The 23,684-nt window shown below is 72.9% G+C and carries 27 protein-coding genes and 3 pseudogenes; 20 read left to right on the top strand and 10 right to left on the bottom strand.

Annotation, left to right across the window (positions count from 1 at the left end; translation table 11 throughout):
• Positions 1–4 precede the first annotated feature (4 nt).
• The 7 genes and pseudogenes from AC5YDV_RS17450 to AC5YDV_RS17420 all read left to right on the top strand — a co-directional run.
• Positions 5–952: pseudogene (locus tag AC5YDV_RS17450) on the top strand (cobalamin biosynthesis protein); the annotation flags it as partial.
• Complete coding sequence (locus AC5YDV_RS17445; protein ID WP_496184812.1) at positions 949–2,436, top strand: cobyric acid synthase; 1,488 nt, start codon at positions 949–951, stop codon at positions 2,434–2,436. The pseudogene AC5YDV_RS17450 and the gene AC5YDV_RS17445, both read left to right, overlap by 4 nt.
• Positions 2,433–3,188: a precorrin-2 C(20)-methyltransferase gene (gene cobI, locus AC5YDV_RS17440; protein ID WP_496184813.1), complete on the top strand. Its 756-nt coding sequence runs from the start codon at positions 2,433–2,435 to the stop codon at positions 3,186–3,188. The genes AC5YDV_RS17445 and cobI overlap by 4 nt, the downstream gene beginning before the upstream one ends.
• A complete protein-coding gene (cobM, locus tag AC5YDV_RS17435; RefSeq protein ID WP_496184814.1) occupies positions 3,185–3,982 on the top strand; it encodes a precorrin-4 C(11)-methyltransferase in 798 nt (265 codons plus the stop codon). Before cobI ends, cobM begins: the two co-directional genes overlap by 4 nt.
• A gap of 23 nt (positions 3,983–4,005) precedes the next feature.
• Positions 4,006–4,992 carry a precorrin-6y C5,15-methyltransferase (decarboxylating) subunit CbiE gene (cbiE, locus tag AC5YDV_RS17430; protein ID WP_496184838.1) on the top strand — a complete coding sequence of 329 codons (987 nt, stop codon included), beginning with the start codon at positions 4,006–4,008 and terminating at the stop codon, positions 4,990–4,992.
• Positions 4,968–6,767, top strand: a pseudogene (cobJ, locus tag AC5YDV_RS17425) (precorrin-3B C(17)-methyltransferase); the annotation flags it as partial. The gene cbiE and the pseudogene cobJ, both read left to right, overlap by 25 nt.
• Positions 6,764–8,026 (top strand): CbiX/SirB N-terminal domain-containing protein, encoded by a 1,263-nt coding sequence (locus tag AC5YDV_RS17420; RefSeq protein WP_496184815.1) that lies wholly within the window; start codon positions 6,764–6,766, stop codon positions 8,024–8,026. The pseudogene cobJ and the gene AC5YDV_RS17420, both read left to right, overlap by 4 nt.
• Positions 8,027–8,028: 2 nt before the next feature.
• Here the strand turns inward: AC5YDV_RS17420 and cbiT are convergent, their stop codons facing one another.
• Complete coding sequence (gene cbiT, locus AC5YDV_RS17415) at positions 8,029–8,607, bottom strand: precorrin-6Y C5,15-methyltransferase (decarboxylating) subunit CbiT (RefSeq protein WP_496184816.1); 579 nt, start codon at positions 8,605–8,607, stop codon at positions 8,029–8,031.
• A gap of 44 nt (positions 8,608–8,651) precedes the next feature.
• On the opposite strand from cbiT, the gene cobO reads away from it, so the two are divergent.
• Together cobO and cobBC are read left to right on the top strand one after the other, a co-directional pair.
• Complete coding sequence (gene cobO / locus AC5YDV_RS17410) at positions 8,652–9,263, top strand: cob(I)yrinic acid a,c-diamide adenosyltransferase (protein ID WP_496184817.1); 612 nt, start codon at positions 8,652–8,654, stop codon at positions 9,261–9,263.
• Complete coding sequence (gene cobBC / locus AC5YDV_RS17405) at positions 9,257–11,677, top strand: bifunctional hydrogenobyrinic acid a,c-diamide synthase/histidinol phosphate aminotransferase CobBC (RefSeq protein ID WP_496184818.1); 2,421 nt, start codon at positions 9,257–9,259, stop codon at positions 11,675–11,677. The genes cobO and cobBC overlap by 7 nt, the downstream gene beginning before the upstream one ends.
• A gap of 30 nt (positions 11,678–11,707) precedes the next feature.
• On the opposite strand, the gene AC5YDV_RS17400 is transcribed toward cobBC, so the two are convergent.
• Positions 11,708–12,355 (bottom strand): response regulator, encoded by a 648-nt coding sequence (locus AC5YDV_RS17400; protein ID WP_496184819.1) that lies wholly within the window; start codon positions 12,353–12,355, stop codon positions 11,708–11,710.
• Positions 12,346–13,566, bottom strand: coding sequence for a sensor histidine kinase (locus AC5YDV_RS17395; RefSeq protein WP_496184820.1), 1,221 nt, complete (start codon positions 13,564–13,566; stop codon positions 12,346–12,348). Before AC5YDV_RS17395 ends, AC5YDV_RS17400 begins: the two co-directional genes overlap by 10 nt.
• Before the next feature lie 133 nt (positions 13,567–13,699).
• Here AC5YDV_RS17395 and AC5YDV_RS17390 point away from each other — a divergent pair, with 133 nt between their 5' ends.
• The gene (locus tag AC5YDV_RS17390) at positions 13,700–14,674 is read left to right on the top strand and encodes a CPBP family intramembrane glutamic endopeptidase (RefSeq protein ID WP_496184821.1); all 975 of its coding nucleotides are present in this window, start codon (positions 13,700–13,702) and stop codon (positions 14,672–14,674) included.
• Between the two features lie 213 nt (positions 14,675–14,887).
• Positions 14,888–15,982, top strand: a complete 1,095-nt coding sequence (locus AC5YDV_RS17385; RefSeq protein ID WP_496184822.1) for a hypothetical protein — start codon at positions 14,888–14,890, stop codon at positions 15,980–15,982.
• 234 nt (positions 15,983–16,216) lie between these two features.
• Here AC5YDV_RS17385 and AC5YDV_RS17380 read toward each other — a convergent pair whose 3' ends face one another.
• Positions 16,217–16,393: a hypothetical protein gene (locus AC5YDV_RS17380; RefSeq protein WP_496184823.1), complete on the bottom strand. Its 177-nt coding sequence runs from the start codon at positions 16,391–16,393 to the stop codon at positions 16,217–16,219.
• Between the two features lie 145 nt (positions 16,394–16,538).
• On the opposite strand from AC5YDV_RS17380, the gene AC5YDV_RS17375 reads away from it, so the two are divergent.
• The 3 genes and pseudogenes from AC5YDV_RS17375 to AC5YDV_RS17365 form a co-directional block, all read left to right on the top strand.
• The gene (locus AC5YDV_RS17375) at positions 16,539–16,661 is read left to right on the top strand and encodes a hypothetical protein (RefSeq protein ID WP_496184824.1); all 123 of its coding nucleotides are present in this window, start codon (positions 16,539–16,541) and stop codon (positions 16,659–16,661) included.
• A gap of 274 nt (positions 16,662–16,935) precedes the next feature.
• Positions 16,936–17,364 (top strand): DUF1349 domain-containing protein, encoded by a 429-nt coding sequence (locus AC5YDV_RS17370; protein ID WP_496184839.1) that lies wholly within the window; start codon positions 16,936–16,938, stop codon positions 17,362–17,364.
• Positions 17,365–17,680: 316 nt separating this feature from the next.
• Positions 17,681–18,079: pseudogene (locus tag AC5YDV_RS17365) on the top strand (2'-5' RNA ligase family protein); the annotation flags it as partial.
• 246 nt (positions 18,080–18,325) lie between these two features.
• Here the strand turns inward: AC5YDV_RS17365 and AC5YDV_RS17360 are convergent.
• The 3 genes from AC5YDV_RS17360 to AC5YDV_RS17350 form a co-directional block, all read right to left on the bottom strand.
• A complete protein-coding gene (locus AC5YDV_RS17360) occupies positions 18,326–18,718 on the bottom strand; it encodes a type II toxin-antitoxin system VapC family toxin (RefSeq protein ID WP_496184825.1) in 393 nt (130 codons plus the stop codon).
• 168 nt (positions 18,719–18,886) lie between these two features.
• Positions 18,887–19,249 carry a hypothetical protein gene (locus tag AC5YDV_RS17355; protein WP_496192543.1) on the bottom strand — a complete coding sequence of 121 codons (363 nt, stop codon included), beginning with the start codon at positions 19,247–19,249 and terminating at the stop codon, positions 18,887–18,889.
• Positions 19,250–19,302: 53 nt separating this feature from the next.
• Positions 19,303–19,695 carry a hypothetical protein gene (locus AC5YDV_RS17350; protein ID WP_496184827.1) on the bottom strand — a complete coding sequence of 131 codons (393 nt, stop codon included), beginning with the start codon at positions 19,693–19,695 and terminating at the stop codon, positions 19,303–19,305.
• A 350-nt stretch (positions 19,696–20,045) separates the two neighbouring features.
• Between AC5YDV_RS17350 and AC5YDV_RS17345 the strand changes: the two genes are divergently transcribed.
• The 3 genes from AC5YDV_RS17345 to AC5YDV_RS17335 all read left to right on the top strand — a co-directional run bounded on the left by AC5YDV_RS17345 (position 20,046) and on the right by AC5YDV_RS17335 (position 21,377).
• Positions 20,046–20,468, top strand: coding sequence for an IS110 family transposase (locus AC5YDV_RS17345; RefSeq protein ID WP_496184828.1), 423 nt, complete (start codon positions 20,046–20,048; stop codon positions 20,466–20,468).
• 115 nt (positions 20,469–20,583) lie between these two features.
• Complete coding sequence (locus tag AC5YDV_RS17340; RefSeq protein WP_496184829.1) at positions 20,584–21,060, top strand: hypothetical protein; 477 nt, start codon at positions 20,584–20,586, stop codon at positions 21,058–21,060.
• Positions 21,057–21,377, top strand: a complete 321-nt coding sequence (locus AC5YDV_RS17335) for a transcriptional regulator (protein ID WP_496184830.1) — start codon at positions 21,057–21,059, stop codon at positions 21,375–21,377. The genes AC5YDV_RS17340 and AC5YDV_RS17335 overlap by 4 nt, the downstream gene beginning before the upstream one ends.
• 17 nt (positions 21,378–21,394) lie before the next feature.
• On the opposite strand, the gene AC5YDV_RS17330 is transcribed toward AC5YDV_RS17335, so the two are convergent.
• Positions 21,395–21,655, bottom strand: coding sequence for a hypothetical protein (locus tag AC5YDV_RS17330; protein WP_496184831.1), 261 nt, complete (start codon positions 21,653–21,655; stop codon positions 21,395–21,397).
• A gap of 88 nt (positions 21,656–21,743) precedes the next feature.
• Between AC5YDV_RS17330 and AC5YDV_RS17325 the strand changes: the two genes are divergently transcribed.
• Positions 21,744–22,178, top strand: coding sequence for a DUF6653 family protein (locus tag AC5YDV_RS17325; RefSeq protein WP_496192542.1), 435 nt, complete (start codon positions 21,744–21,746; stop codon positions 22,176–22,178).
• Between the two features lie 61 nt (positions 22,179–22,239).
• Here the strand turns inward: AC5YDV_RS17325 and AC5YDV_RS17320 are convergent, their stop codons facing one another.
• Both AC5YDV_RS17320 and AC5YDV_RS17315 read right to left on the bottom strand, forming a co-directional pair.
• The gene (locus AC5YDV_RS17320; protein ID WP_496184833.1) at positions 22,240–22,527 is read right to left on the bottom strand and encodes a HigA family addiction module antitoxin; all 288 of its coding nucleotides are present in this window, start codon (positions 22,525–22,527) and stop codon (positions 22,240–22,242) included.
• Between the two features lie 16 nt (positions 22,528–22,543).
• Complete coding sequence (locus AC5YDV_RS17315) at positions 22,544–22,822, bottom strand: type II toxin-antitoxin system RelE/ParE family toxin (protein ID WP_496184834.1); 279 nt, start codon at positions 22,820–22,822, stop codon at positions 22,544–22,546.
• A 142-nt stretch (positions 22,823–22,964) separates the two neighbouring features.
• Here AC5YDV_RS17315 and AC5YDV_RS17310 point away from each other — a divergent pair, with 142 nt between their 5' ends.
• Positions 22,965–23,318: a type II toxin-antitoxin system RelE/ParE family toxin gene (locus tag AC5YDV_RS17310; RefSeq protein ID WP_496184835.1), complete on the top strand. Its 354-nt coding sequence runs from the start codon at positions 22,965–22,967 to the stop codon at positions 23,316–23,318.
• A 1-nt stretch (position 23,319) separates the two neighbouring features.
• Positions 23,320–23,622 carry a helix-turn-helix domain-containing protein gene (locus AC5YDV_RS17305; protein ID WP_496192500.1) on the top strand — a complete coding sequence of 101 codons (303 nt, stop codon included), beginning with the start codon at positions 23,320–23,322 and terminating at the stop codon, positions 23,620–23,622.
• Positions 23,623–23,684 lie beyond the last annotated feature (62 nt).

The following is a 23,684-nucleotide window of genomic DNA, read 5'->3' as shown; positions in this document are numbered from 1 at the left end:
ACGGGCGCGGGCTGCGGGCCTGGCGCTCGGCGTCCTCGTCGACGCCGTCGTCGGCGACCCCCGCCGGGGCCATCCCGTGGCCACGTTCGGCCGGTGGGCCGGGACGCTCGAGCGCGGGCTGTGGGCCGACGACCGCACCCGCGGGGCCGCCTTCGCGGGCGCCGCCCTGCTGCCCGTGCTGGCGGGTGGGGTCGCCCTGGAGCGGGCCACCGGCCGCCGCACTCTCGCCCGGGTGCTCGTGACCGCCGCCGCCACCTGGGCGGTGCTCGGTGCGCGCACGCTGGCCGCCGAGGGTCGCGCGATGGCGCGCCATCTCGAGGACGCCGACCTGCCGGCCGCCCGCGGCCGGCTGCCGCACCTGTGCGGCCGCACCCCCGACGGGCTGGACGAGCCGGACCTCGCCCGCGCCACCGTCGAGTCGCTGGCCGAGAACACCTCGGACGCCGTCGTCGCGTCCCTCTTCTGGGGGGCCGTCGCCGGCGTGCCCGGGCTGCTCGGCCACCGGGCCGTGAACACCCTGGACGCCATGGTCGGCCATCGGAGCGCCCGCCACGCCCGGTTCGGGACGGCGTCCGCACGACTGGACGACCTGGCCGGACTCGCGCCGGCCCGCCTCACGGGCGTCCTCGCCTGTGCGCTCGCGCCCGTGGTCGGCGGCAGCCCGCGCCGGGCGGCCCGCACGATGCTGCGCGACCACGCCCGGCACCCCAGCCCCAACGGCGGCTGGTGCGAGGCCGCGTGGGCGGGCGCGCTCGGCGTCCGGCTCGGCGGCAGGAACGTCTACGGCTCGCGGGTCGAGGTGCGCGGCACCCTCGGGGAGGGCGACCGGCCGGACGCGGCGGGCGTCCGGGACGCCGCCCGGCTCGTCACCGCGGTCACGGTCGCGGCGACGGGGCTGGCCGTGGCGGCGACGCTCGCCCGAGCCCGCGCCGCCTCGGGCGGTGCGCGATGACCGGCCTGCTGGTGGCCGGCACCTCCTCGGATGCCGGCAAGTCCCTCGTCGTGACCGGGGTGTGCCGGGCGCTGCGGCGCCGGGGCGTCGACGTCGTGCCGTACAAGGCCCAGAACATGTCGAACAACTCGATGGTGTGCCGCGACGGCTCCGAGATCGGGCGCGCCCAGTACCTGCAGGCCCAGGCCGCCGGCGTCGAGCCCACCTCGGCGATGAACCCGGTGCTGCTGAAGCCCGGCACCGACCGGCGCAGCTTCGTCGTGCTGCGCGGGCAGCCGGCCGGCGTCCTCGAGGCGGGCGTGTACGCCACCGGACGCCGTCACCTCGCCGAGGCCGCGCACGCCGCCTACCGCGAACTGGCCGCCGCGCACGAGGTCGTCGTGTGCGAGGGCGCCGGGTCGCCAGCCGAGATCAACCTGCGGGCCGGCGACTACGTGAACCTGGGCCTGGCGAGGGCCTTCGGCCTGCCTGTGGTGCTCGTCGGCGACATCGACCGTGGCGGCGTCCTGGCCTCGCTCTTCGGCACGTGGGCCCTCCTGGACGACGCGGACCGCGCCTTGCTGCGCGGGTACGTCATCAACAAGTTCCGCGGCGACCAGTCGATCCTCGACCCCGGGCTGCTGGAGATCACGCGCCGCACCGGGCTCGCGAACCTCGGCGTCCTGCCGTGGTTGCCCGGCGTGTGGCTCGACGGCGAGGACGCCCTCGAGGTGGGCCGCTGGCGCCACGACCGGGCGCCGGCGTCCGACCCGGCCGCCGACAGGGCCGCCCTGCGCGTCGCCGTGGTACGGCTCCCCCGCATCTCGAACGCCACCGACGTGGACGCCCTGGCCCACGAGCCGGGCGTCCAGGTCCTCGTCACGCAGGACCCGGCCACCTGCGTGGCCGCCGACCTGGTCGTCCTGCCCGGCAGCCGCGCCACCGTCGACGACCTGGCCTGGCTGCGGACATCGGGGATCGCCGCCGTGCTGGCCCGGCGGGCCGACACGGGCCGACCGATCCTCGGCGTGTGCGGCGGCTACCAGATGCTCGCCCGCACGATCGACGACGAGGTGGAGTCCGGCCACGGCACCACCGAGGCCCTGGGGCTGCTGCCGGTGCACGTCACCTTCGGCGCGGACAAGGTGCTCGGCCGGCCGACCGGCACCTGGGAGGGTCACCAGGTCACCGGCTACGAGATCCACCACGGTGCCTGTCGGGTCGTCGGCCAGGCCGATCCCTTCCTGGACGGCTGCGCGTCCGGCGCAACCTGGGGCACGCTGTGGCACGGCACACTCGAGAACGACGCCTTCCGCCGCGCGTGGCTCACCCGCGTGGCCGCGCAGGCCGGGAGCGACTGGACGCCGGCGTCCGGCCACCCCGGGCACGCCGACCGGCGCGAGGCGATGATCGAGCTCCTCGCCGACGCCGTCGAGGAGCACCTCGACCTCGACACCCTGCTGGCCTGGGCCGGCGCCGCCACCACCACGGGAGGACCCGCATGACCGCCACCCATCGCAGGCTCGTCGGGGTCGGGGTCGGCCCCGGGGACCCTGAGCTGGTCACCGTGAAGGCCGTGCGGCTGCTGGCCATGGCGGACGCCATCCTGGTGCCTGCCACCGAGCGCAGCGAGGGCGCGGCCGGCCGCGCCGAGCAGGTCGTGCTGGCCGCGTGCCCGGACGCGGCCGCCCGGGTCGTCCGGGTGCCCTTCAGCATGGGTGACCGGTCGGGCGTCACGGACCGGCGCCGGGAGGCCTGGGAGGCCTCCGCCGCCGCGGCCGTGGCGGCCTTCGCGGCCGGCGCCGACCTCGTCGCGTTCGCCACGGTCGGCGACCCCAGCGTCTATTCGACGTTCAGCTACCTGGCGTCCGAGGTGACCGCGGTCCTGCCCGACGTCGCGATCGAGGTCGTGCCGGGGATCACGGCGATGCAGGCGCTGGCCGCGGCGTCCCGGACGCCACTGGTCGAGGGCACCGAGGTGCTCGCGCTGGTGCCCGTGACCGCCGGGCTCGACGTGCTGGACGCCGTCGTGGCCGTGGCGGACACGGTCGTGGCCTACAAGGCGGGGCGTCTCCTGCCCGAGGTGCTGGAGCGGCTCGAGGCGTCCGGACGCCTGGACGGCTCGGTCATCGGCACCGACGTGGGCCTGCCCGGTGAGACCATCGTCGCCGGCCCGGACGCCGCCCGCACCAGGGCGCCCTACTTCAGCACGGTGCTGTCAGCGCCGGCACGCGCCACGACGGGCGGCCGGCTGTGACCGGGCGCGAGGGCAGGGTCGTGTTCGTCGGCGCCGGCCCCGGCGCGGACGACCTGATCACCGTCCGCGGGGCCCGGGTGATCGCGGCGGCCGACGTCGTGGTGTGGGCGTCCAGCCTGGTCCACCCCGGGCTCGTCGCGGGGGCGCGCCCGGATGCCCTGGTCGTCGACTCGGCGACCGCATCCCTGGAGGACCTCGAGCCGCTGTACCGGCGCGCCCGCGACGAGGGGCTGCTGGTGGCGCGCGTGCACACCGGCGACCCGTCGATCTACGGGGCCACCGCCGAACAGCGGGCGCTGTGCGACGACCTCGGGCTCGCCCACGAGACCATCCCCGGGATCTCGGCGTTCTCGGCGGCCGCCGCCCGGGCCGACGTCGAGATCACCGTGCCCCAGGTGTCGCAGTCCCTGGTGCTCACGCGGCTGGAGGGCGGGCGGACGCCGATGCCGCCGCGGGAGTCCGTCCGCGAGTTCGCCCGGCACGGGGCCACCATGGCCCTCTACCTGTCCGCGGCCCGCAACCGGGCCCTGCAGGACGAGCTGCTCGCCGGCGGCTACCCCGCGGACACGCCCTGCATCGTGGGGTACCGGGTGACCTGGCCCGACGAGCTGATGCTGCGGTGCCCCCTGTCGGACCTGCACGCGACCATGAAGGAGCACAAGCTCTGGAAGCACACGGTGGTGCTCGTCGGGCCGGCGCTGGCCGAGGGTCCGAGCGGACGCCGCAGCCACCTGTACCACCCGGGCTTCCGGCACGAGTTCCGGGCTGCCGATCCGGCGAGCGAGCGGCCGTGATCACCGTGTACGGCCTCCTCGGGATGCCCTCGGCCGCGCTGCGGGCGGATGCCGCCGCCGCGGACCTCGTCGTGGGGGGACGCCGCCACCTCGACGCCCTCGGCGTCCCCGACGAGCGCAGGGTCGTCCTGGGCCCGATCAGCGCGGCGGTCGAGCGCCTCGCCGCGCTCCCGGCCGACGCGGACGCGCTCGTGATCGCGTCCGGCGACCCCCTGTTGTACGGCGTGGTCCGGCGGCTCCGCGCAGCAGGGCTGCAGCCCCGGGTCGTCACGGCGCCCAGCTCCGTCCAGGCGGCCTTCGCCGCCGTTGGGCTCCCCTGGGACGACGCGCTCGTCGTCTCCGCCCACGGCCACGACCCGCGTCCGGCCCTCCACGCCTGCCGGGCCTGCCCGAAGGTGGCGGTCCTGACCGACCTGCACGTGGGCGTCCGGGAGCTCGCGACCGGGCTGCGCGGCCTCGGACGCCGCTACGTCCTCGCCGAGCGCCTCGGCGAGCACGACGAGCGCATCCGGACCCTCACCGAGGACGAGGCGCTCGCGACGAGCGACGTCCGGCAGCCGAACGTCGTGCTCGTGCTCGACCCGGACGCCCACGAGCACCCTTCGCCGCGGCCGATCGCCGGCCCGGCCCCCGACCGGACGCCGCCGGCGACGGTCGGGCCCACCGCCGCCGTGGCGTCCGCCCTGCTCGCGGCGGGGATCGGCGACCTGGTCTGGGTCGAGGGTGTCGTGGGGGCGGAGGTCTCGACGCTCGCCCGGGCGCGCCTGGCCGCCGTCTGGTCCCTGGACGACCAGGGCCCGGGCGCCTCCGGCGTCCCCGACCTGGCCGTGCTGGCCGGCGCCGCTTCGCTGGCGCGCCTCGGCGACCACCGCCCGCGCCGGATCGTGGTCGTCGCCGGGCCCGACGGCGACGTCCTCGGCACCCTGGCCGCGGCCCGGGGAGACCTCGCCTGGCGAGAGCACCCCTCCGGCGACCCCGCCCACCGCCTCTACCTGGGAGACACCGCATGACCCACGCCGACCCGGACGCCGCCCCCCGCATCGGACAGGTGGTCGGCCACCCCGCCGCCCGGGCCACCGCCGACCGCATCGACGTGCTGCTCGGCACGCCCACCACCCGCTACGACGGCCCGGCCTCCGACGGGCTCCGTCGCGCCTGGACCGAGTGCGACCTCATCGTCAGCCACCTCGCCCTCGGCGCCACCACCCGCCTCATCGCCCCCCTGCTGGCGTCAAAGCACACCGACCCCGGCGTCGTGGTCATCGACGAGGCCGGACGCTTCTGCGTCCCCCTCGTGGGTGGCCACGTCGGTGGCGCCAACGAGCTCGCCCGACGGCTCGCGTCCGGCCTGGGGGCGACGGCCGTCCTCACCACCGCCACGGACGCCCTCGGCCTCACCGCCTTCGACACCCTCGGCTGGGCGACCAGCGGCGACCTGGCGGGCGTCACGCGGGCCGTGCTGGACGGACGCCCCGTCGAACTCGTCCGGGAGCGCCCCTGGCCGTTGCCGGCGCTGCCCGGGAACGTGGCCGAGGCCGGCGTCGACCGGACCCTGACCCGCGGCACGCACGTGGAAACCCTGCCGCCACCCCCGCCGCCGGTCGCCCGCATCGTCGTCACGGACGCCGTGCGTCCCCCGGCTCCCGACCTGCCCACCGTCGTCCTGCACCCGCGCAGCCTGATCGCCGGGATGGGCTGCAACCGCGGCACCAGCGTGGACGCCCTCCACGCCCTGCTGACCGGGACGCTCGCCGAAGCGGGCCTCTCCCCGGCATCGCTGGCCGCCCTCACCACCGTGAACGCCAAGGCCGACGAGCCGGGCCTCGTCGAGTTGGCCGCAGCCCTCGGCGTCCCGTTGGTCACCTACCCGGCCACCGCCCTCGCCATCTGCGTCGTCCCCAACCCGAGCGCGGCCCCCGCCGCGGCCGTCGGGACGCCCAGCGTGGCCGAGGCGTCCGTCGTCGCCCATGGCGCCGACCTCGTCGTCGAGAAGCGCAAGACCCCCGAGGCCACCTGCGCCGTCGGACGCCTCCCCGCGCGCGGGCGTCTCGCCGTCGTGGGCCTCGGGCCGGGCAGCCATGACCTGCTCACCCCTCGGGCCCACCGCGTCCTCACGGAGGCGAGCGTGGTGATCGGCTACCGGCCCTACGTCGCCCAGATCCGGGCGCTGCTGCGCCCCGGAACCGAGGTCGTCGCCCAGGGCATGGGCACCGAGGAGCAGCGCACCTCGCTCGCCATCGCGAAGGCCCGCGAGGGCCGTGCCGTCGCCCTCGTGTGCGGCGGCGACCCCGCGATCTACGCGATGGCCTCCCCCACCTTCGAGCAGGGCACCGACATGATCGACGTGGAGGTCGTCCCGGGCGTCACGGCCGAGCTGGCGGCGTCCGCGATCCTGGGCGCCCCGCTGGGGCACGACCACGCGACCATCTCGCTGTCCGACCTGCACACCGACTGGCCGACCATCGAACGGCGCCTCCGGGCGGCCGCGGAAGGGGACTTCGTGACCACGCTCTACAACCCCCGCAGCCGCAAGAGGGTCGAGCACCTGCCGAGGGCGCTGGCCCTCCTGGGCGAACACCGACCGCCGACCACGCCCGTCGCCGTGGTCAGGAACGCCGAGCGTCCCGACCAGTGGGTGCGGCTCGCCACCCTCGCCACCTTCGACGTCGAGTGGGTGGACATGAACTCGCTGGTCGTTGTGGGCTCGTCGACCACCCGCGTCCTGCCGTCCGGGCTCGGCCGGCAGGTCATGGTCACCCCGCGCGATTACCGGTGGCTGGCATGAACACCCCCGTCCCGCTCGTCATCGCCGCCCACGGCACCCGGGTCGGCACCGGGGTCGAGGCCTGCACCGCGCTCGTCGACCGCGTGCGACGCCTGCTGGTCGACGTGCCCACCGTCGCCGCCTACGTCGAACTCGTCGAGCCCTCCATCGACGAGGCGCTCGCCGACGTCCTCGCCGGGCAGACCACGCCTCGCGCCGTCGTCGTGCCCCTCATGGTGGGCGCCGGCGGCCACGTCCGCGAGGACATCCCCGAGGCCATCGCCGACGGCCAGCGCGGCGTCCCCGACGCCGAGGTCGCCTACGCCGCACACCTGGGCTCCGACCCGCGGCTCCGCGCGGCCGTACGGCAACGGATCGCGTCCGCCCTCGACGACTGGACGCCCGCGGAGACGACCGTCGTCCTGCTCGGCCGCGGCTGCAGCGTCCCCGAGGCCAACGCCGACCACGCACGCCTCGCCCGACTGGTGCGGGAAGAGGGAGGCCACGCCCGCGTCGTCCCCGCGTTCATCCAGGTCAGCCACCCCAGCCTCGGCGAGGCCCTCGACGAGGCGTACGCGCTCGGCGGCCGCCGCCTCGTGGTCGCGCCGAACTTCCTGTTCCCCGGCCGCCTCCACGCCTGGACCCGGCAGGGCATCGATGCGTGGCTCGCCGACCACCCCGACGTCGCCGTCCGGCTCGCCGACGTGATCGGCGACTGCGACGAACTGGCTTCCGTCGTGGCGGACCGCTACCGGGCCGCCGCCCGCACCCTCGACCACGCCGACCACCCGGCTCCGGCGCCTGACCACCCCCACGAGCCGCTCGACGGCGCCGGTGCCCCCGTCTACCTCGCCGGGCTGGCCCTGCGCGACCGGGCGGTGGTGGTGGTCGGCGCGGGGCGTGTCGCCGAACGCCGCCTGCGCCGCCTGCTCGAGGTCGGCGCCCGCGTCCACGTGGTCGCCCCCGAGGCGACGCCCGGCGTGCGCGCCTTCGCCGACGCCGGGCTGGTGGCCTGGACGCCGCGGGGCTACGCCGCGACCGACCTCGACGGTGCCTGGTACGTGCTCGCGGCCGCGGACGACCCGGCCGTCAACGAGGCCGTCGCGGCGGACGCCGAGGATCGGCACACGTTCTGCGTCCGGGCCGACGACGCCCGCGGGGGCAGCGCCTTCACCCCGGCCACCGAGAACGCCGGGGGCCTCACCGTCGCCGTCGTGGGCAACCGTGACCCGCGCCGCAGCCGCCGCGTCCGGGACGCCCTCGTCAGGGCGTTGGACTGATGTCAGCCCTTCGTTCCCGACCACTGGACCACGGCGCGCGCCGGCGTCCACCCCAGCAGACCGCCGATCGGGGCTGCGGTCTCGACGGCCAGGCGCACCAACGCCCCGCCCCACGCCCGGTGGCAGTCCACGAGCAGCGCCTCGGCCTCCAGCGTGACGCCGTGCAGCACGAGACGTCCGCCCGCGGGCAGGGCCGCCCAGGCGGCGTCCACCACCTCCCGGGTCACCCCCCCGCCGACAAAGACCGCGTCCGGAGCGGGCAGCGCGGCCAGACCGTCGCGGAGGTCCGCCTCGACGATCCTGACCCGCTCCGCCACGCCGAGGCGTTCGGCGTTACCGCGGGCGCGGGCCGCGCGCACGGCGTCCCGCTCGACGCCGACAGCCCGGCACGTCGGGTCGGTGCGCGCCCACTCGATGCCGACCGAGCCGGCGCCCGCGCCCAGATCCCAGAGCACCTCGCCCGGCCGCGGCCGCAGGACGGCCAGCGCCGAGGCGCGGACGTGGCGCTTGGTCAGCAGACCGTCGGAGTCGAACGCCTCGTCGGGCAGCCCGGGCGCCGTGCCGTAGGGGTCGGGGATCACGGCGCTGAGCCTAGCGTCGGCGTCTGGGCCGGGCGGTGGACGCCGTGCCGCTAGGACGCCCCACCGTCGTCCCCGACGACGGGCTCACGACGCGCGAGCGCCGCCAGCGACCCCTGCTCATCGTCCACACCGGCGACGGCAAGGGCAAGACCACCGCCGCCCTGGGCCTGGCCTTGCGTGGCTGGGCGCAGGGCTGGTCGGTCGGGGTATTCCAGTTCGTGAAGTCGGGGGCATGGCAGCCGGGCGAGCACGCTGCGCTCGCCGAACTCGACCGGGCCCACCGCGACCACGGCGTCGGAGGCCCGGTGGACTGGCACACGATGGGCGCCGGCTGGACGTGGTCGCGCGCCACCGCCGCCGCGGACCAGGCGTCCCTGGCCGCCGAGGGCTGGGCCGAGGTGGCCCGGCGCCTCACCGGCGAGGCGCACACGCTGTACGTCCTGGACGAGTTCACCTATCCCCTGGCCCGCGGGTGGGTCGACATCGAGGAGGTGGTCGCCACCCTGCAGGCGCGCCCCGGCGTCCAGCACGTCGTCGTCACCGGCCGTGGCTGTCCGCCCGCCCTGCTGGACGCCGCCGACCTCGTCACCGAGATGACGAAGGTGCGGCACCCCTTCGACCGTGGCCAGAAGGGCCAACGGGGGATCGAATGGTGAGCCTCCCCCGCGTCGTGCTGGCCGCCCCCGCATCCGGCCAGGGCAAGACCACGCTCGCCATCGGACTCATGGCCGCGCTGCGCCGCCGGGGGTTGGCGGTCGCCGGGTTCAAGGTGGGACCTGACTACATCGACCCCGGCTACCACACCCTCGCCACCGGACGCCCGGGACGCAACCTCGACCCCGTCATGGTCGGCGAACACCTCGTCGCGCCGTTGCTGGTCCACGGCGCCGCGACGCCCACCCCCTGCGACGTCGCCGTCATCGAGGGCGTCATGGGGCTGTTCGACGGGCGGATCGGCACCGACGGCGCCGGGTCCACCGCCCACGTCGCCCGGCTCACCTCGAGCCCCGTCGTGCTGGTGGTGGACGCCGCCCACACCTCGCGCACCGTCGGGGCCCTCGTCCACGGACTCGCCACCTACGACCCCGAACTGCGGGTGGCCGGCGTCATCCTCAACCGCGTCGGCTCCCCCCGCCACGCGGCCGACGCCACCGCGGCCGTCGAACGGACCGGCATCCCGGTCCTGGGCGCGCTCCCCCGCACCGACGGCCTCGAAGCCCCGTCGCGGCACCTCGGGCTGGTGCCCGCCGCCGAACGCCCGGACGCGGCGGCGGCCCTCGACGCCCTCGCCGACCATGTCGAAGCCGGCGTCTCCCTCGACGACCTGCTCACGGTGGCGGCCACGGCTCCGGCCCTGGACGTCCAGGGCTGGCAGCCCGCCCGGGTGGTGCGGCCGTCGTCGTCGCGGCGTCCGGTCGTGGCGGTCGCGGCCGGGCGGGCCTTCACGTTCCGTTACCCCGAGACCGACGAACTTCTGACGGCTGCCGGCTGCGACGTGGTCGAGTTCGACCCCCTCACGGCTGCGGACCTCCCCGCCGGCACCTGTGGCCTCTACCTCGGCGGCGGCTTCCCGGAGGTACACGCCGCCGACCTCGCCGCCAACCAGTCGCTGCGGGCGGCGGTGCGCACCGCCGTGGCCGCAGGCGTCCCGACCGTCGCCGAGTGCGCCGGCCTGCTCTACCTCGCCGACACCCTCGACGACCGGCCCATGGTGGGCGCGGTCCCAGCGGCCGCCGCCATGCACCCACGCCTGATCCTCGGCTACCGGGACGCCACCGCCCCCACGGACACCCTCCTCGCACGCGCCGGCGACACCATCACCGGGCACGAATTCCACCGCACGCGCACGCCGCTGCCGACCGACGCCGACCCGGCCTGGGCGTGGGACCGGCCCGACGGCCCCGTCACCGACGGGGTGTCCCTCGACCCCGCCTCCACGGGACGCCCCACCGTGCACGCCTCCTACCTCCACACCCATTGGGCGGGCCACCCGGCGCTGGCGCAACGGTTCGCCGACGCAGTCCACGCCCATGCCGCCGCCGCGGTGGAACCCGACCTGGCCCACCACGGCGACCGCGACCTGCGCCCCGGGCTCGTCGACCTCGCGGTCAACGTCCGCGTGCCTGGGCCACCGCCCTGGCTGCTGGACGCCCTCACCACCGCCCTCACCGACGCGGACCGCTACCCCGACCCCGAAAGGGCCCGCGCGGCCATCGCACGACGCCACGGCGTCCACGAGGACATGGTCCTGCCAACCGCAGGCGCCGCCGAGGCCTTCACCCTGATCGCCCGCGGCCTCACCCCGCGCCACCCGGTCGTGATCCACCCCCAGTTCACCGAACCCGAGGCCGCCCTCCGCCGCGCCGGCATCGACGTGATGCGGCACCTCCTCCGGCCCGACGTGGGGTTCGTCCTCGACCCGGACGCCGTGCCGGACTCCGACCTGGTGCTGGTCGGCAACCCGACCAACCCCACCAGCGTGCTGCACCCCGCCGCGTCCCTGGCCTGGCTGACGCGACCCGGGCGTGTGCTGGTCGTTGACGAGGCGTTCATGGACGCCGTGCCCGGCGAGCAGGACAGCCTCATCAGTCCCCGGATGCCCGGCGTCCTGGTGGTCCGGTCGCTGACCAAGACGTGGGGGCTGGCCGGCGTCCGGGCCGGCTACGTCGTGGGCGATCCCCGGCTCGTGGCCCGTCTCGTCGCCCAACAGCCGCCGTGGGCGGTGTCCGGGCTTGCACTGGCGGCGATCGAGGCCTGCCTGACCGATCCTGGCCGCGCTGGGGCCCGTGACCTCGCCCTCACCGAGCAGCGGCACCGCGACCACCTCGTGGGGGGCCTCACCGCGCTGGGCGTGAGCGTCGTGCTCCCGCCCCGGGCGCCGTTCGTCCTGTTCGACACCGGGCTACCCGCCGGGCCGGGCGGGTCGCTCCACAGCCGTCTGGCCCGGCGCGGCTTCTCCGTGCGCCGCGGAGAAACCTTCCCGGGCCTGAGCCCCTCCTGGCTGCGGGTCGCGGTCCGCCCTCCCGAGGTCACCGACGCCTTCCTGGCCGCAATCGCCACGGTCGTCTGATGGACGCGTCGCCGGGCACGGCCCCGCCGGCTAGCGTCGGTGTCCGTGGACCGCGAGGGCCAGTTGGACGCGGCTGGTGACCCCGAGTTTGTCGAAGATGCGGGCCAGGTGGGTCTTGATCGTCGGCAGTGACAGGAACAGGCGGCCGGCGATCTCGGCGTTGGTGAGTCCGTCAGCGACCAGGCGCGCGATCTCGGCTTCGCGGGCGCTGAGCCCGTCGAGGGGGTCGGACGCCGCGGGCTGCGGTGCGCGCGCGGCGTGCGTCACCAGCCGCTGCAGGACGCTCGGCGAGAACGACATCGTCCCGTCGGCGGCCTGCTGGACGGCCGCCACCAGTTCGGCCGGTGGCATGTGCTTGAGCAGGAAGCCGGAGGCTCCCGCGTCGAGCGCGCGCAGCAGGAAGTCATCGGTGTCGAAGGCCGTGAGCATCACCACGGTCGGCGGGTGGGTTCGCGCGCGGATGGTGCGGGTGGCCTCGACACCGTCGCACCGCGGCATCCGGACGTCCATGAGCACCACGTGGGGGTGCAGGTCGGCGATGCGCGCGGCGGCGTCCAGCCCGTCGGCGGCCTCACCGACCACGGCGATGCCGCCGGCCCCGTCGAGGATCATCCGCAGTCCGGCCCTGATCAGCGGCTCGTCGTCGACGAGCAGCACGCGGATCTGGGTCAGGCCCATGGCAACCACGCGTCCACGCGGAAAGCGCCTGCGCCGGGTGTGGCGGTGAAGCGGCCTCCGATCAGGGCCATCCGTTCGGTCAGCCCGGCCAGCCCCAGACCGGACCCGGGGGCGTCCGCCGGGGTGGCCGGCAGCGGGTTGCTCACCGTGACGTGGACGCCGCTGGCGGGCGCTCCCGTGATCGTGACCGTGACGGGCTGACCGGGGGCGTGCTTGACGGCGTTGGTGAGGGATTCCTGGACGAGGCGGTAGAGGTGTCCGAGCGCGGCCGGGACGGGTTCGCCGGGGCCGACGTCGAGGATCAGGTGGACGGGGCTCCCGGGGGTGCTGGCGGTGTCGACGAGCGCGCCCACGTCGTCGAGGGTGGGCGCGGGGGAGGTGCCCTCCGAGGGCGGGCGGAGGACGGCCAGCACCGCACCGAGTTCGTCCGCGGCGGTCTCCGCGGCCGACCTGATCACCCCGGCCGCCTCGCGGGCGGCGGCGGGGTCGAGGTCGTCGCGGTACTCCAGGGCGCCCGCGTGCAGCGAGATCAGGGCCAGGCGGTGCGACAACGAATCGTGCATCTCGCGGGCGATGCGCGTGCGTTCGGCCTCGCGGGCCTGCAGCAGGCGTGCGGCCTGTTCCCGCCGGGCCAGCACGGCCTCCTGGTGCAGCGAGCGCCACAAGGCGCGCCGGCTGCCGCGGTAGAGGCCGAACAACACCAGGGTCGCGATCAGCAGGGCGATCCCGATGGCCTCCTCGGACGCCGTCAGCGTGTTCGCCCCCGGTGGGACGATCAACCACCGGCCCACCGCGTACGCGACACCGAAGGCGACCACGGTCACGAGGATCGGCGGCCAGCGACGGCGTCCGGCGATCGACACCAACACGATCGCGGCCGCCAACCCCGCCCCGTCGGAGACGCTCGCCAGCGCGGTGATCACCAGGGCGTGGCGCAGCGCCCGGGGTTCCCGTTCCTCATCCGGCGCCTCCACGGCGCTCGGCGCCCGGTCCAGCACCTTCGGCAACAGCACTTGGGAAGCGACGAGGCCGGCCAGGTTCACCAGCATCGCGGCCGGGCCGAGCCACCCACCCAACGGCGACTCCAGATACCCGGGCAGAGCGATCACCAGCATCAGCACCGAGAACACGGCGACCGCGACGAGGAACACCACGTTCCGCCCCCGCAGCGCTCGGGGCGCGGAGACGGCAGGCACGGGTTGACCGGTCACCGGGCCACCCTAGGCCAGCCGGCGGTGCGAGCGGTGTCGTCCGATGGCATGAATCCTCGACCATCCCTTCGACTCCCGGAGGCACCCGATCGACCGATAGTGACGACGGGTGTGGGCCGGACACGATGACGACATGACCATCTCCACCGCCACCTCCCACCCGCCCATCCCGGCTCCTGTGCCCCCCTCGGCACGGCGGCGTCCGGACTACCACCGGCTCGCCCGCGCCGAGGCCAACTACCGCTCGTGGCGGCCGCTGGTCACCCTCCTCACCGCGACGGCGGCCTACCTCGCGTTGATGCTGGTGCTCATCACTGGACTTGCCGCCGCCGTGCTGGTCAACCCGCAGCTCGAGGCGTCCCTGGGCCTGCTGGACGAGCAGACCGACCTGTACAACCCGTACCAGTTCCTCGCGCTGATGAGCACGCTGCTCGCCCTGATCCCCGCGGTGATGATCGGCGTGGCCGCCGGACGCCGCCCCGTCGGCGCACTCCTGTCCGTCGCCGGACGCCTGCGCACCGGCCTGCTGGTCCGCTCACTGGCCATCTGCCTCGGCGTGTACGTGACGGTCCACCTGGTGTTCCTCACGGTGGGCGGGGCCGCCGGTGAGCCGATCGCACCCTCGTGGCATCCCCACAGCGGGTGGCTGATCGCCGGCGCGCTCCTGATCGTGCCCTTCCAGGCCGCCGCCGAGGAGTTCGCGTTCCGCGCGCTGCCCATGCAGGTGCTCGGAGCCTGGCTCCGCAACCCGTGGTGGGGCATCCTGCTACCCCTTCCCCTGTTCGTCGTCGGACACCCCTACAACCCGCCCGGCATGATCGGCGTGGCCGGCTTCGCGCTCGCGGCAGGCGTGCTCGTGTGGCGCACCGGCGGCCTCGAAGCGGCCATCGCCCTGCACGCGGTGAACAACTCCCTGGGCTTCGTGTTCGGCGCCATCGGCTGGGGCGACCTCAACGCCACCGACGTGACCACCCTCGACGCCGCGGTCTCCCTCGCGACCGTCGCCGTCTGCACCGCGCTCATCTTGTGGGTCGACCGGAAGAGCCGGACACGAATCGCCTCCCCGGACATCGCCACCGCCACCGCCCCGACATCAACGCAATCCTGAAGGTAGCGGCTCAGCATCCCCGCCAACCGCACGCCCCACCCGAACGCCTCCCCACAGACGGCGGCGAAGGCTCGCCGCCGGCACGTCGGCGGGGCCCTGGCCTGCTCCGCTGCTAACGTCAGACCCGCAGACACCCACCCACCCCAACAGGAGACCGGCCGGCCCGTGCTGTGGCCGAGACTCGCCGAACGATCACCACCCACGGAGGTCGACATGAAACTGCCGCTGCGCACCGTGGCGAGCGGACTGGCCGCGACCGTCGCCCTCTGCTCCTGCGGGGGTGCCCCGGCGCCCACGTCCACGGGGCCCTGCCCTGAGGGCTGGCGGGCGGCCGTGATCTTCTCGACCGAGGACGGGGCCGGCAGCGAACTCGCCTTCGTGGACGGCGACCGCGTCATCGGCCGGCGAACGATTCCCTACCGCGGCCTCGAGGCCTCACCGACCGGGATCATGCCTCGGCTCGGCGACGACGTCTGGCTGGTGGCCAACGGCAACGCCGATCGCGACCGCACCGACATCCTGCGCTTCTCGACGAAGACGTGCGACGTGGTCGCGACCCGGGTGACCGAACCGGTGGTCCGGGCCCTGTCGCCGGCGAGCGACTCGTTCATCACCACCAACACCCTCAACGGCGCCGCCGAACTCCGGAGACGGGGACTGGATGGTGAACTCCTGGCCGAGAACCGGATCGAGCAGATCACCCTCAGCGCGCTCGTCCGCGACGGGCAGAAGGTGTACGCCCTTGGGGAGACCACGCGCGGCGATAACGACCAGGGCATCCTGCTCGAACTCGACGCCGCGTCCCTTCGGCTGCTCCGCCGCACGACGCTCCTTGACACCGTCGGCGGCGTCATCAGTACCGTCATTCGGGACGGGAAGCTCTTCTACGGCCGCGCCGTCGTGACCGGCGATGTCGAAGGCCGTGCCCTCGGGAACGTCTCCCTGGACGACCTCCACGAAAGCACGGTCGCTCTCCCCCACCCGGCACCGTTCCTGCTCGCCGAAACAGACGACGCCCTCTACGTCGGCCACACCTTCATGAACCCCGGCTTCCGGCCCATGACGGAGTACCGCCACGTCTCCCGCTACGACCTGTCCACCGGCGCCGTCACCACCACCGACGTGGGCGGCCCGTTGCTGTCCCTCCAACCGACCGGCCAGGGTCTCCTGGTGCTCTCGGGTGACGTCGGCGACGCCATCACGCTGACCACTCACGGCAGGCCCGGCCTGGAGCCGCGGTCCGCCGTCGACGTCGAGGTCCCCACGGCCTCCGGGCACCACTACGCGGCCGGCATCGTGACGCCCTGATCAAGCCGGCCAGAGGAACCGCCACGCCCATAGCGCACCAATGAGTGGCAGCACCAGGGCGAAACGCTCCAAGCGGTGCTTCACCCGCGGCCAGACTCACAGGTGAGGACGGGTTCAAGGCGATCAGGTCGGATGCTCCCCGCCCCAAGGGGTGGCGACTGCGTCGGGAACGCTGTTGTGAGCACGGGCTGACTGTCGGCTTTCTGGCTTCGACCTCACGGACGATGAATCCCCTCAGCCTCTCCTGCGCCGCCAACCGCGCGCGAGTAGCAGAACGGCGCCCCCGATCACGACGGCCGTGATCACGATGGCGGCCAGTACCATCAACTCAACCCATCGCCCGTCGATCAGCGGACCGACCTCGACCTCCAAGAGCGGAAGGGAAGAAGATCCCATCTGGTTGAGCGCCATGGCAGAGAGACTAGTTCGACATCGTCCAACTCGCCCGAAGCCACCCCCGCGACCCAGCCCTGGTTCCTGCCTCCGGGCAAGCCGTTGCCGCCTACCGCAGCGTCACCCTCGAACCCGTCACACCCACCTGAGGGGCCACCAGCGCATGGTCGCCATGCTGGCCGAGCTCACCCTCACCGACCTCGTCCGCACGATCCCGGACCTGTCCGCGGTCGGTGCGACGGCGATCCTCGCTGAAACACCCGCCCAGAGCAGATACGCGGCGTGATGCATGTCGCCATCTGCGGACGCGTTGACACAGGTGCGAAGTCACAGGAGCCGACCCCGTGGCAGCTCAGCGGCCTCGCAGATCGGCTACCGCGGAGCCACTTGTCGGATGTCGGCCGCCGGCTTGTGCCTGCTTCATCCAGCGGGCCGGGCGTGACGCTCACCCGCGTCGGCTGCTTCAGTCGGCCGGGCCACCATGAAACCGGATTGAAGGGCAGCCCCAGCTCCTCCTTGCCGTACCCGGCGTCCTGCGGGGTAGGGTCCGTTGGGTGGCGATGGTGGCGTGGTCCGCTGGCACCTGGACGCATTCCCCGACAGCGGTTGTCGAGCGGGGGTCGGACCTGGTGGTGACGGCCGCCGAGGGCAGCGACGCATGGCGGATCACCTCCTACGGGTTCGTCCACGACAGCGAGCACGCCTTGTTGGCGCCGTTCCCGGTGGACAGCGCGGTGGAGGTCGAGTTCACGGCGGCCTTCACCGGCCAGTTCGACCAGGCCGGTGTCTTCGTGCGTGTATCAGCGGAGCATTGGGTGAAGGCCGGGGTGGAGTTCAGCGACGGTATGCCGCAACTCGGTGCCGTGGTCACCGCTCCCCGATCCGACTGGTCGCTGGCCCCGGTTCCCCACTTGGCAGGGACCCGGGTGCTGGTTCGGGTCAGCCGGAGCGACGATGCCCTCATCATCCGTGCCAGGTCGGGTCACTGAGACCCCCAGTTGGTACGGGTGGTCCCCCTGGATGCCGGCCTGGAGGCCTCCGCGGGGCCGTTCGTGTGCTCCCCCACCCGGGCCGGCCTCACCGTGACCCTCCACGCCTGGCGGACGGGGAAACCCGACCACAGCCTCCACTGACCGCGCCCGGCCAGCGGAAGCCGAGCACGGCCGCTCGGCCCTCATCGACAACCCGGAGGCCGGTGGCCTCTCGACCACGGGCCCCACTCAGTCGGTCCCACCGCGCGGACCGCGGCGGGGATCGGGTGGTGCCAGGTTCCTACGATGAACGGGTGACGGTTCAGCCACTCGGCTGCACGATCGCGTTCTTCGGGGAGGTAGTGATGGATCCTGCGCCGCTGATCCTCACGTTGCTCCTTGCCGACGCTGCACAGGAACAGTTCGACGCTCTGCGGGCGTCCACTTCCCGGCCGATCGGAACTCTCTCACCGCGCACGTCACGGCCTTTCATGCGCTGCCCGGGCGACTTCTGGACGCCGTCGTCGCGGACGTCCGCGCGTCTGCCCCATCCGGCCGGGTCACGGCCAGCGTGACCGGGGTGCGGCTGATGGGTCGCGGTGTCGCCTACGACCTCAGCGTGCCCCAGGCCGAAGCCGTCCGGGCGGGGCTGGCGCGCCGCTGGCACCCCGAGTTGACTTCGCAGGACCGCCAGGGGTGGCGCCCCCACGTCACGGTGCAGAACAAGGTCGCGCCGGAAGTGGGCGCGCGCTTTGTACGCGCGCCTGTCGGCCGACTTCGTGCCCTACAACGTCCAGGCAATCGGATGGGGACTGTTCCGCTACCGCGGCGGCCCATGGGAGCACGTGACGAGCGTGCCATTTCGAGCCGACAAACGACTGACCCAAAGGTCGCCTCGCCGACACCCCTTTCCTCGAGGAGCGCAAACGGGGCACACACGAGCGGGACAAGACGGGACACGCGCCGTCTGCGGCAGACCTCAGTGCGTTCGGTGGAGTACGTGCACCTCGGCGTGGTGGCCGCCGCTGTCGAGCTTCGCATCGCAGGTGTAGAGCGGTGCGTCCAGGGCCTCGGCAAGAGCGAGAGACGCGGCGTCGTAGCTCGGGTACTGGTGACGCAACTGCCAGATCCGATCAGCCAAGGGAGCGACTTCGTAGCGGTTGATGGCGAACGCGAAGTGGTCGCGCCGAATCTCTTCCGCGGCAGCAGGATCGAGCTTGCCGCCCAGCTGTAACCCACGCAGTACGGACAACACCTCCACATCGAGCAGGTGCGGGGCGTGCACGTCGCCAGTGAGGGCGTCCAGCAACTCCCCGCCAACCTCTCGGCCGATCAACGCCTCGACCATCGCGGAGGCGTCCAGAGCGATCACCGTGATCGTGGGCCCCCAGCCAGCCCGCGATCTTCTTGGAAGTCGGATACGTCGATGCCGACCAAGCCCACGTCATCGTCCACGCCCTGAAAGCCCGCGAGAAGTTCCTGAGGTGATGACCATGCCGCGCACTGTTGACAGCGCAAGTGGATCGTTTTGGCGCCCGGTTCACGCGTCGTGCAGGGGTTCAGCAGGTGCGCCGTGCTGTATGGGCCCGGTCGAGCGTGGCGGGTCGACAAAGCATGTCAGTCCCGCCGGCGCCGGATTGATGGTGTCCCCGGACCAGCTCATGTTGTCGTCCACACCAATCTCGAACGCCTCCAGGGCGGGATCGGCGAGCACGGCGTCCGCGACCGCGCGCCCGCAACCGAGCAGCGTGAACCCGAAGTCGATCTCGGTGGCCAGACACCAACCGTGGTCGTCCGGCCACACGAGGTTCGCCGACTGCCCGAAGCGATGGTCCTCGATCCAAGCCTCGTGCGCGGCCAGGGGGGCCCGGAACAGGTGGTAGCGCCGGTGCGGCAGGGCCAACACCGGCTCGGCCCCCCCCGGGACCCGGCTCGGCACCGGGATCTCGTAGGTTGTCAGGTCGGCTGGTGCGCCTCGACCGCGCCGCCTCCCCAGAACCCGTAGCCCTCCCACACCGCGTAGGTCACGTCCCCAGACGCCGGCAGGTGCGCGAGCAGCGCGTCGTGGTCGGGGCGCTGGAGATGGCCATCCGGCGGCCACAGGTTCGGGTGGTGCAGGGTGTCGAAGAAGTGGCTCCACTGGGCCAGGGGATGCAGGACGCGTCCGTTGGACGCCGCGATCTCCTGCCAGCGGCGTCCATCCGGTAGGGGGTGCAGGACCCGCACGTACGCCGCGAAGCCCGTCGGCACCGTCGCACCCACCGGAACCCCAGCCGGTCCCCACGGCACCAGGCGGGGCACGAGCCAAGCCGACAGGGCGGCGTCCGTCGTGTGGCGAGGCAGGGCCATGCCGCAAGGGTATGGCCGTAGCGCCCCACTCATGATGCGGATCGGGGCGACCCGCCTCGTCGCGGCCAGCGTTCAACACGAAGACACCCCGCGCTGCGGCAAGCGGAGCCAACAGGCTACGCTCGCGCAACCCGCGGCAGCTGAGGATGTTCCTGCTGTCCGTTGGGGTCAGCCGGAAGGTAGGGGGGCGGCTCGCGTGCCACCGAGTTCGGTGGCGCTGTCGTGCGTGCGCAGTCTGCCAGGGCGTCACTCACGCCATTTGGATCGGAAGTGCTGCAGCGCCTCATGCCCGCAATGATCGCCGACACCTTGACCGAGGCGTTCGCGCCGGCCGGTCCGGGCACCGTGACGTGGTCGTCGACCAGGTCGTGCAGGCCGGCTCGTTCGGGGTGCAATCCCATCGGCTCGGCGCCCTGGAGCGCGTCGGTTGGGTCCTCGCCGACTGGGACGCCGCTCGAGCCAACCGGGCCGTCGTCGAGCAGCGCATGGTCGGCGTGTTGGACGAGCTCGATCTGACCAACGTGGTGTGCACGATCCCGGGCCTGTCGGGGGTCGGTGCGGCGGCGATCCTCGCCGAAACCGGGGACCTGCACCGGTTCACGTCTGCCCGCGCCGTGGTCAAGCATGCCGGGCTCGCACCCCGCGAACGCCTGTCGGGGACGTTCACCGGTAAGGCGCCTCACCGGTGCGGGTCGGCTCCGCCTGGCCGCGTGGCGGGCCATCTTCGCGACCCTGCGCAGCAACCCGGCTTGACACAAAACGCCTCACGCTGATGTCCGTACGTCTGGCCTGGCGATCGCGGCGGGTGGCGGCGTCCAGTTGGTTGACGCAACGACAACCAAGATAGATACTTGATCCATCGTCAACCAACTCGCAGGGAGGCGCCACATGGACGCCCACGAGCAGCCCACGCCCGAAGAGGCCCGGGCCAGCCTCGAGCAGATCACCGCGTCACGCACCGCCGCCGCGCAGGCCACCCGGCGGCCCGCCTGGATCGATCTGGGCATGAGCACCACCGCGGGCGCCACCGTCGGCCTCGGGACGGCCGGGCACTGGGTGGCCGCGATCGCCGTCCTGGTCGTCGGCTCGCTCGTGTTCGCGGTGGCCCTGCACCGGCAGGCCCGCGGCCGAGGGCAGGTACTCGACCAGCGCGCCATCGGGGCTCGCGCGCTCAGGTTCGCCCTGCTGTACGCCGTGCTGTTCGTCCTGGGCCGAGTCGAAGCCCCACCCGACTGGCAACCCTGGTACTCCCTCGGGGTGGGGCTGATCGCGGCCGTGGGCGGCTATGCCTGGCTGCGCTGGGAAGACCGCTACCGCGTGGGTCGCCTCGCCGCCGGGGACTACGACCGCTACGACCTCCTATGAGCTGGGAAACCCCCGCCCCCCGGTTCGACGACCTGATCCACGCCCCGACCCGGCTCCGGATCACCGCCGCCCTCGCGACCGCTACCGACCTGGAGTTCAACGCCCTCGAAGACGCCCTCGAGATCTCGACATCACTGCTGTCCAAGCAACTCCGACTGCTCGCCGACGCCGGCTACCTCACCCTCGACAAACGCCCCCAACCCTTCGGCAGACCACGAACCTGGATCCAGCTCACCCCCGCAGGACGCACCGCCTACCTCGGCCACGTCCAAGCGCTCCGGCAACTCACCGAACCCGAGGGAGTATCCGACGAATAGGCCACCGGGTTGCGGCTTCAGGATGTTGTGTTGTGGTCGTCGGGGCGGGGCTCGGGTGTCTCGCCGTTGGCGACCTCGTCGATCCAGTCGATCGCTTCGTCTGACAGGTAGAACCCGGTCGGCCCACTGTGTCCGACCCACCAGGCGTCAGTCGTGGTCACGCCTCCTGCTTGAGCGATCTCCACAACGAGGTCAGGAGGTACAACGTCGCCGTTGTTGGCGATCAGATACTCCCGGGACTCCTGCCGCAGCTTCGGCCACCACGCGTCGATGCTCATGTCCGCATTGTCGACCGAGCATCTCTGCGGCGCCGAGGCAGTTCCCCGTTGGCTGGTCGCCACGGTGATTCGGTGTCAGGCTGAACGGGTGGCTTCTGCGGACGGCGTCTACGCTCGCATCTTTCAGCGACACGCTCATCCGTTCAGCGCCTGGTCGAGACTGCTGAGCACGCCGCTGCTGTTGGTGCAGCTGTGGACACGACGCTGGTGGCTGCACGGCCCCATCGGCGCGTGGTTTGCTGTCAACCCCGTCATCACTTCGCCGGTTCACGACACGTCGTCGTTCGCGGCACGGGCCATTCTGGGCGAGGAGTCCTGGTCACGGAAGCCGACGTCGGAGCCGGTGGTGCTGGCCCTGTCGGGCGTTGCCAGTGCCTCGCTGGTGGGCGCCATGGTGGCCGCCTACCAGCGTAGGAAGGCTGGCGCGGTCATCGGCACGGGGGTCTTCATGGCCCTCACCCTGTGGGAGTGGAAGCTGTGGTCAGACCGCTTCGCGCGCGAAAGAAGTCGCACCGGCGCCTGACCTCGACAACCCACCTCCAGCGCGCGGCGTGGCCGGCACGCGCGCTGCGCGGCGGGTGTTGTCAGGCGACGGTGTCGAGCCTGCGCACGGTGGGTAGTCCGGCCGCACGCTCGGCGGCGAGGTCATAAGCTGACTGCAGGGACAGCCAAGCGCGGGCGGTGCCAACACCCGCCTGCTCCAGTCGAACAGCAAGGTTGGGGCTCACCCGCGCATGGCCGTGCAGGACTCGGCTCAACGTCACCCGGGAGATCCCGAGCCGGGACGCAGCCTCCCCGACACTCAGCCCGAGGTCGGCCAGCACGTCCTTACGCAGGATCTCGCCAGGATGGACCGGGGTCTTCAACACCATGGTGTCCACCTTCTGGTCAGTGGTAGTCCTGATAGTCCACGAGTTCGACGTCGCTTTCAACGAAGCGGAACGTGATCCTCCAGTTGCCGTTCACCCAGATCGACCAGTGCCCGGCCAGGTCCCCTTCGAGGGGGTGGGTCCGAAATGACGGGATCGCGAGGTCGTCCGGGGTCTGGACCACGTCAAACAGCGACAAGACGCGCAGCAGTTTGGGGACGTGAGCCGCTTGGACACCCTTCTTCGAACCGTCGCGATACAGACGCTCCAGACCCTTGTGCCGGAAGCTGACGATCACGGGACAACCGTATCGCGTAGCGCTACGCGATACAAGCTTGGCCCCCCCGCCGCCAACGACCACCAGCGGCAGTTGAGGATGTTCCTCGTCGCGCGGGCCACAACCCTTGAGGTGTACAACTCAGAAGTTGTAGACTAGCCATGTGTGGGACGTGGAGGTCGGACTCGTCGAAGAGTGGCTGCTCGCGTTGTCCGAGGACGACTACGACCTGATCGTCGCCGCACTGGAAGTACTGCAAGACGAGGGACCGATGTTGGGGCGGCCGTTGGTCGACACCATCAAGGGCTCGCGTCACAAGAACATGAAGGAGTTACGGCCCGGGTCCGGGGGCAGATCAGAGATCCGGATCTTGTTCGCGTTCGACCCGAAACGCCGGGCGATCCTATTGGTCGCCGGCGACAAGAGCCGCGACTGGAACCGTTGGTACAAGCGGCACGTCCCGATCGCCGACCAACGGTTCGACGACCACCTCACCACCCTGAGAAGGAGGGCTTGACATGACCAACCTGGACCAGCTGAAGCAGCGCCGTCCCGCTCGCCGCAAGGTGGTCGACGCCCACAAGGACCGCATGCTCGCCGAGACCCGCGCCTGGCGGCTCAGGGAACTCCGCGAGCAGTTCGACCTCACCCAGGTCGAACTCGCCGCCGAGCTCGACGTCAGCCAGAACCGCGTGTCCCGGATCGAACGCGGCGACCTCGACAAAACCCAGGTTGACACCCTGCGCCGCTATGTCGAGGCACTCGGCGGCAAACTCCGTCTTGAAGTCCAGGTCGGCGACGACACCTTCCAGATCGCTTAACGGCACCATCATCCGCTGCCGCGCCGACTCTTCAGCGGCCTTCACCCGCCCGCGGAGCGGCA

Source organism: Propioniciclava sp. LT432 (assembly GCF_059515965.1).
Note: the sequence above shows the minus strand (reverse complement) of the source record. Positions and strands in the feature narration are given on the sequence as shown.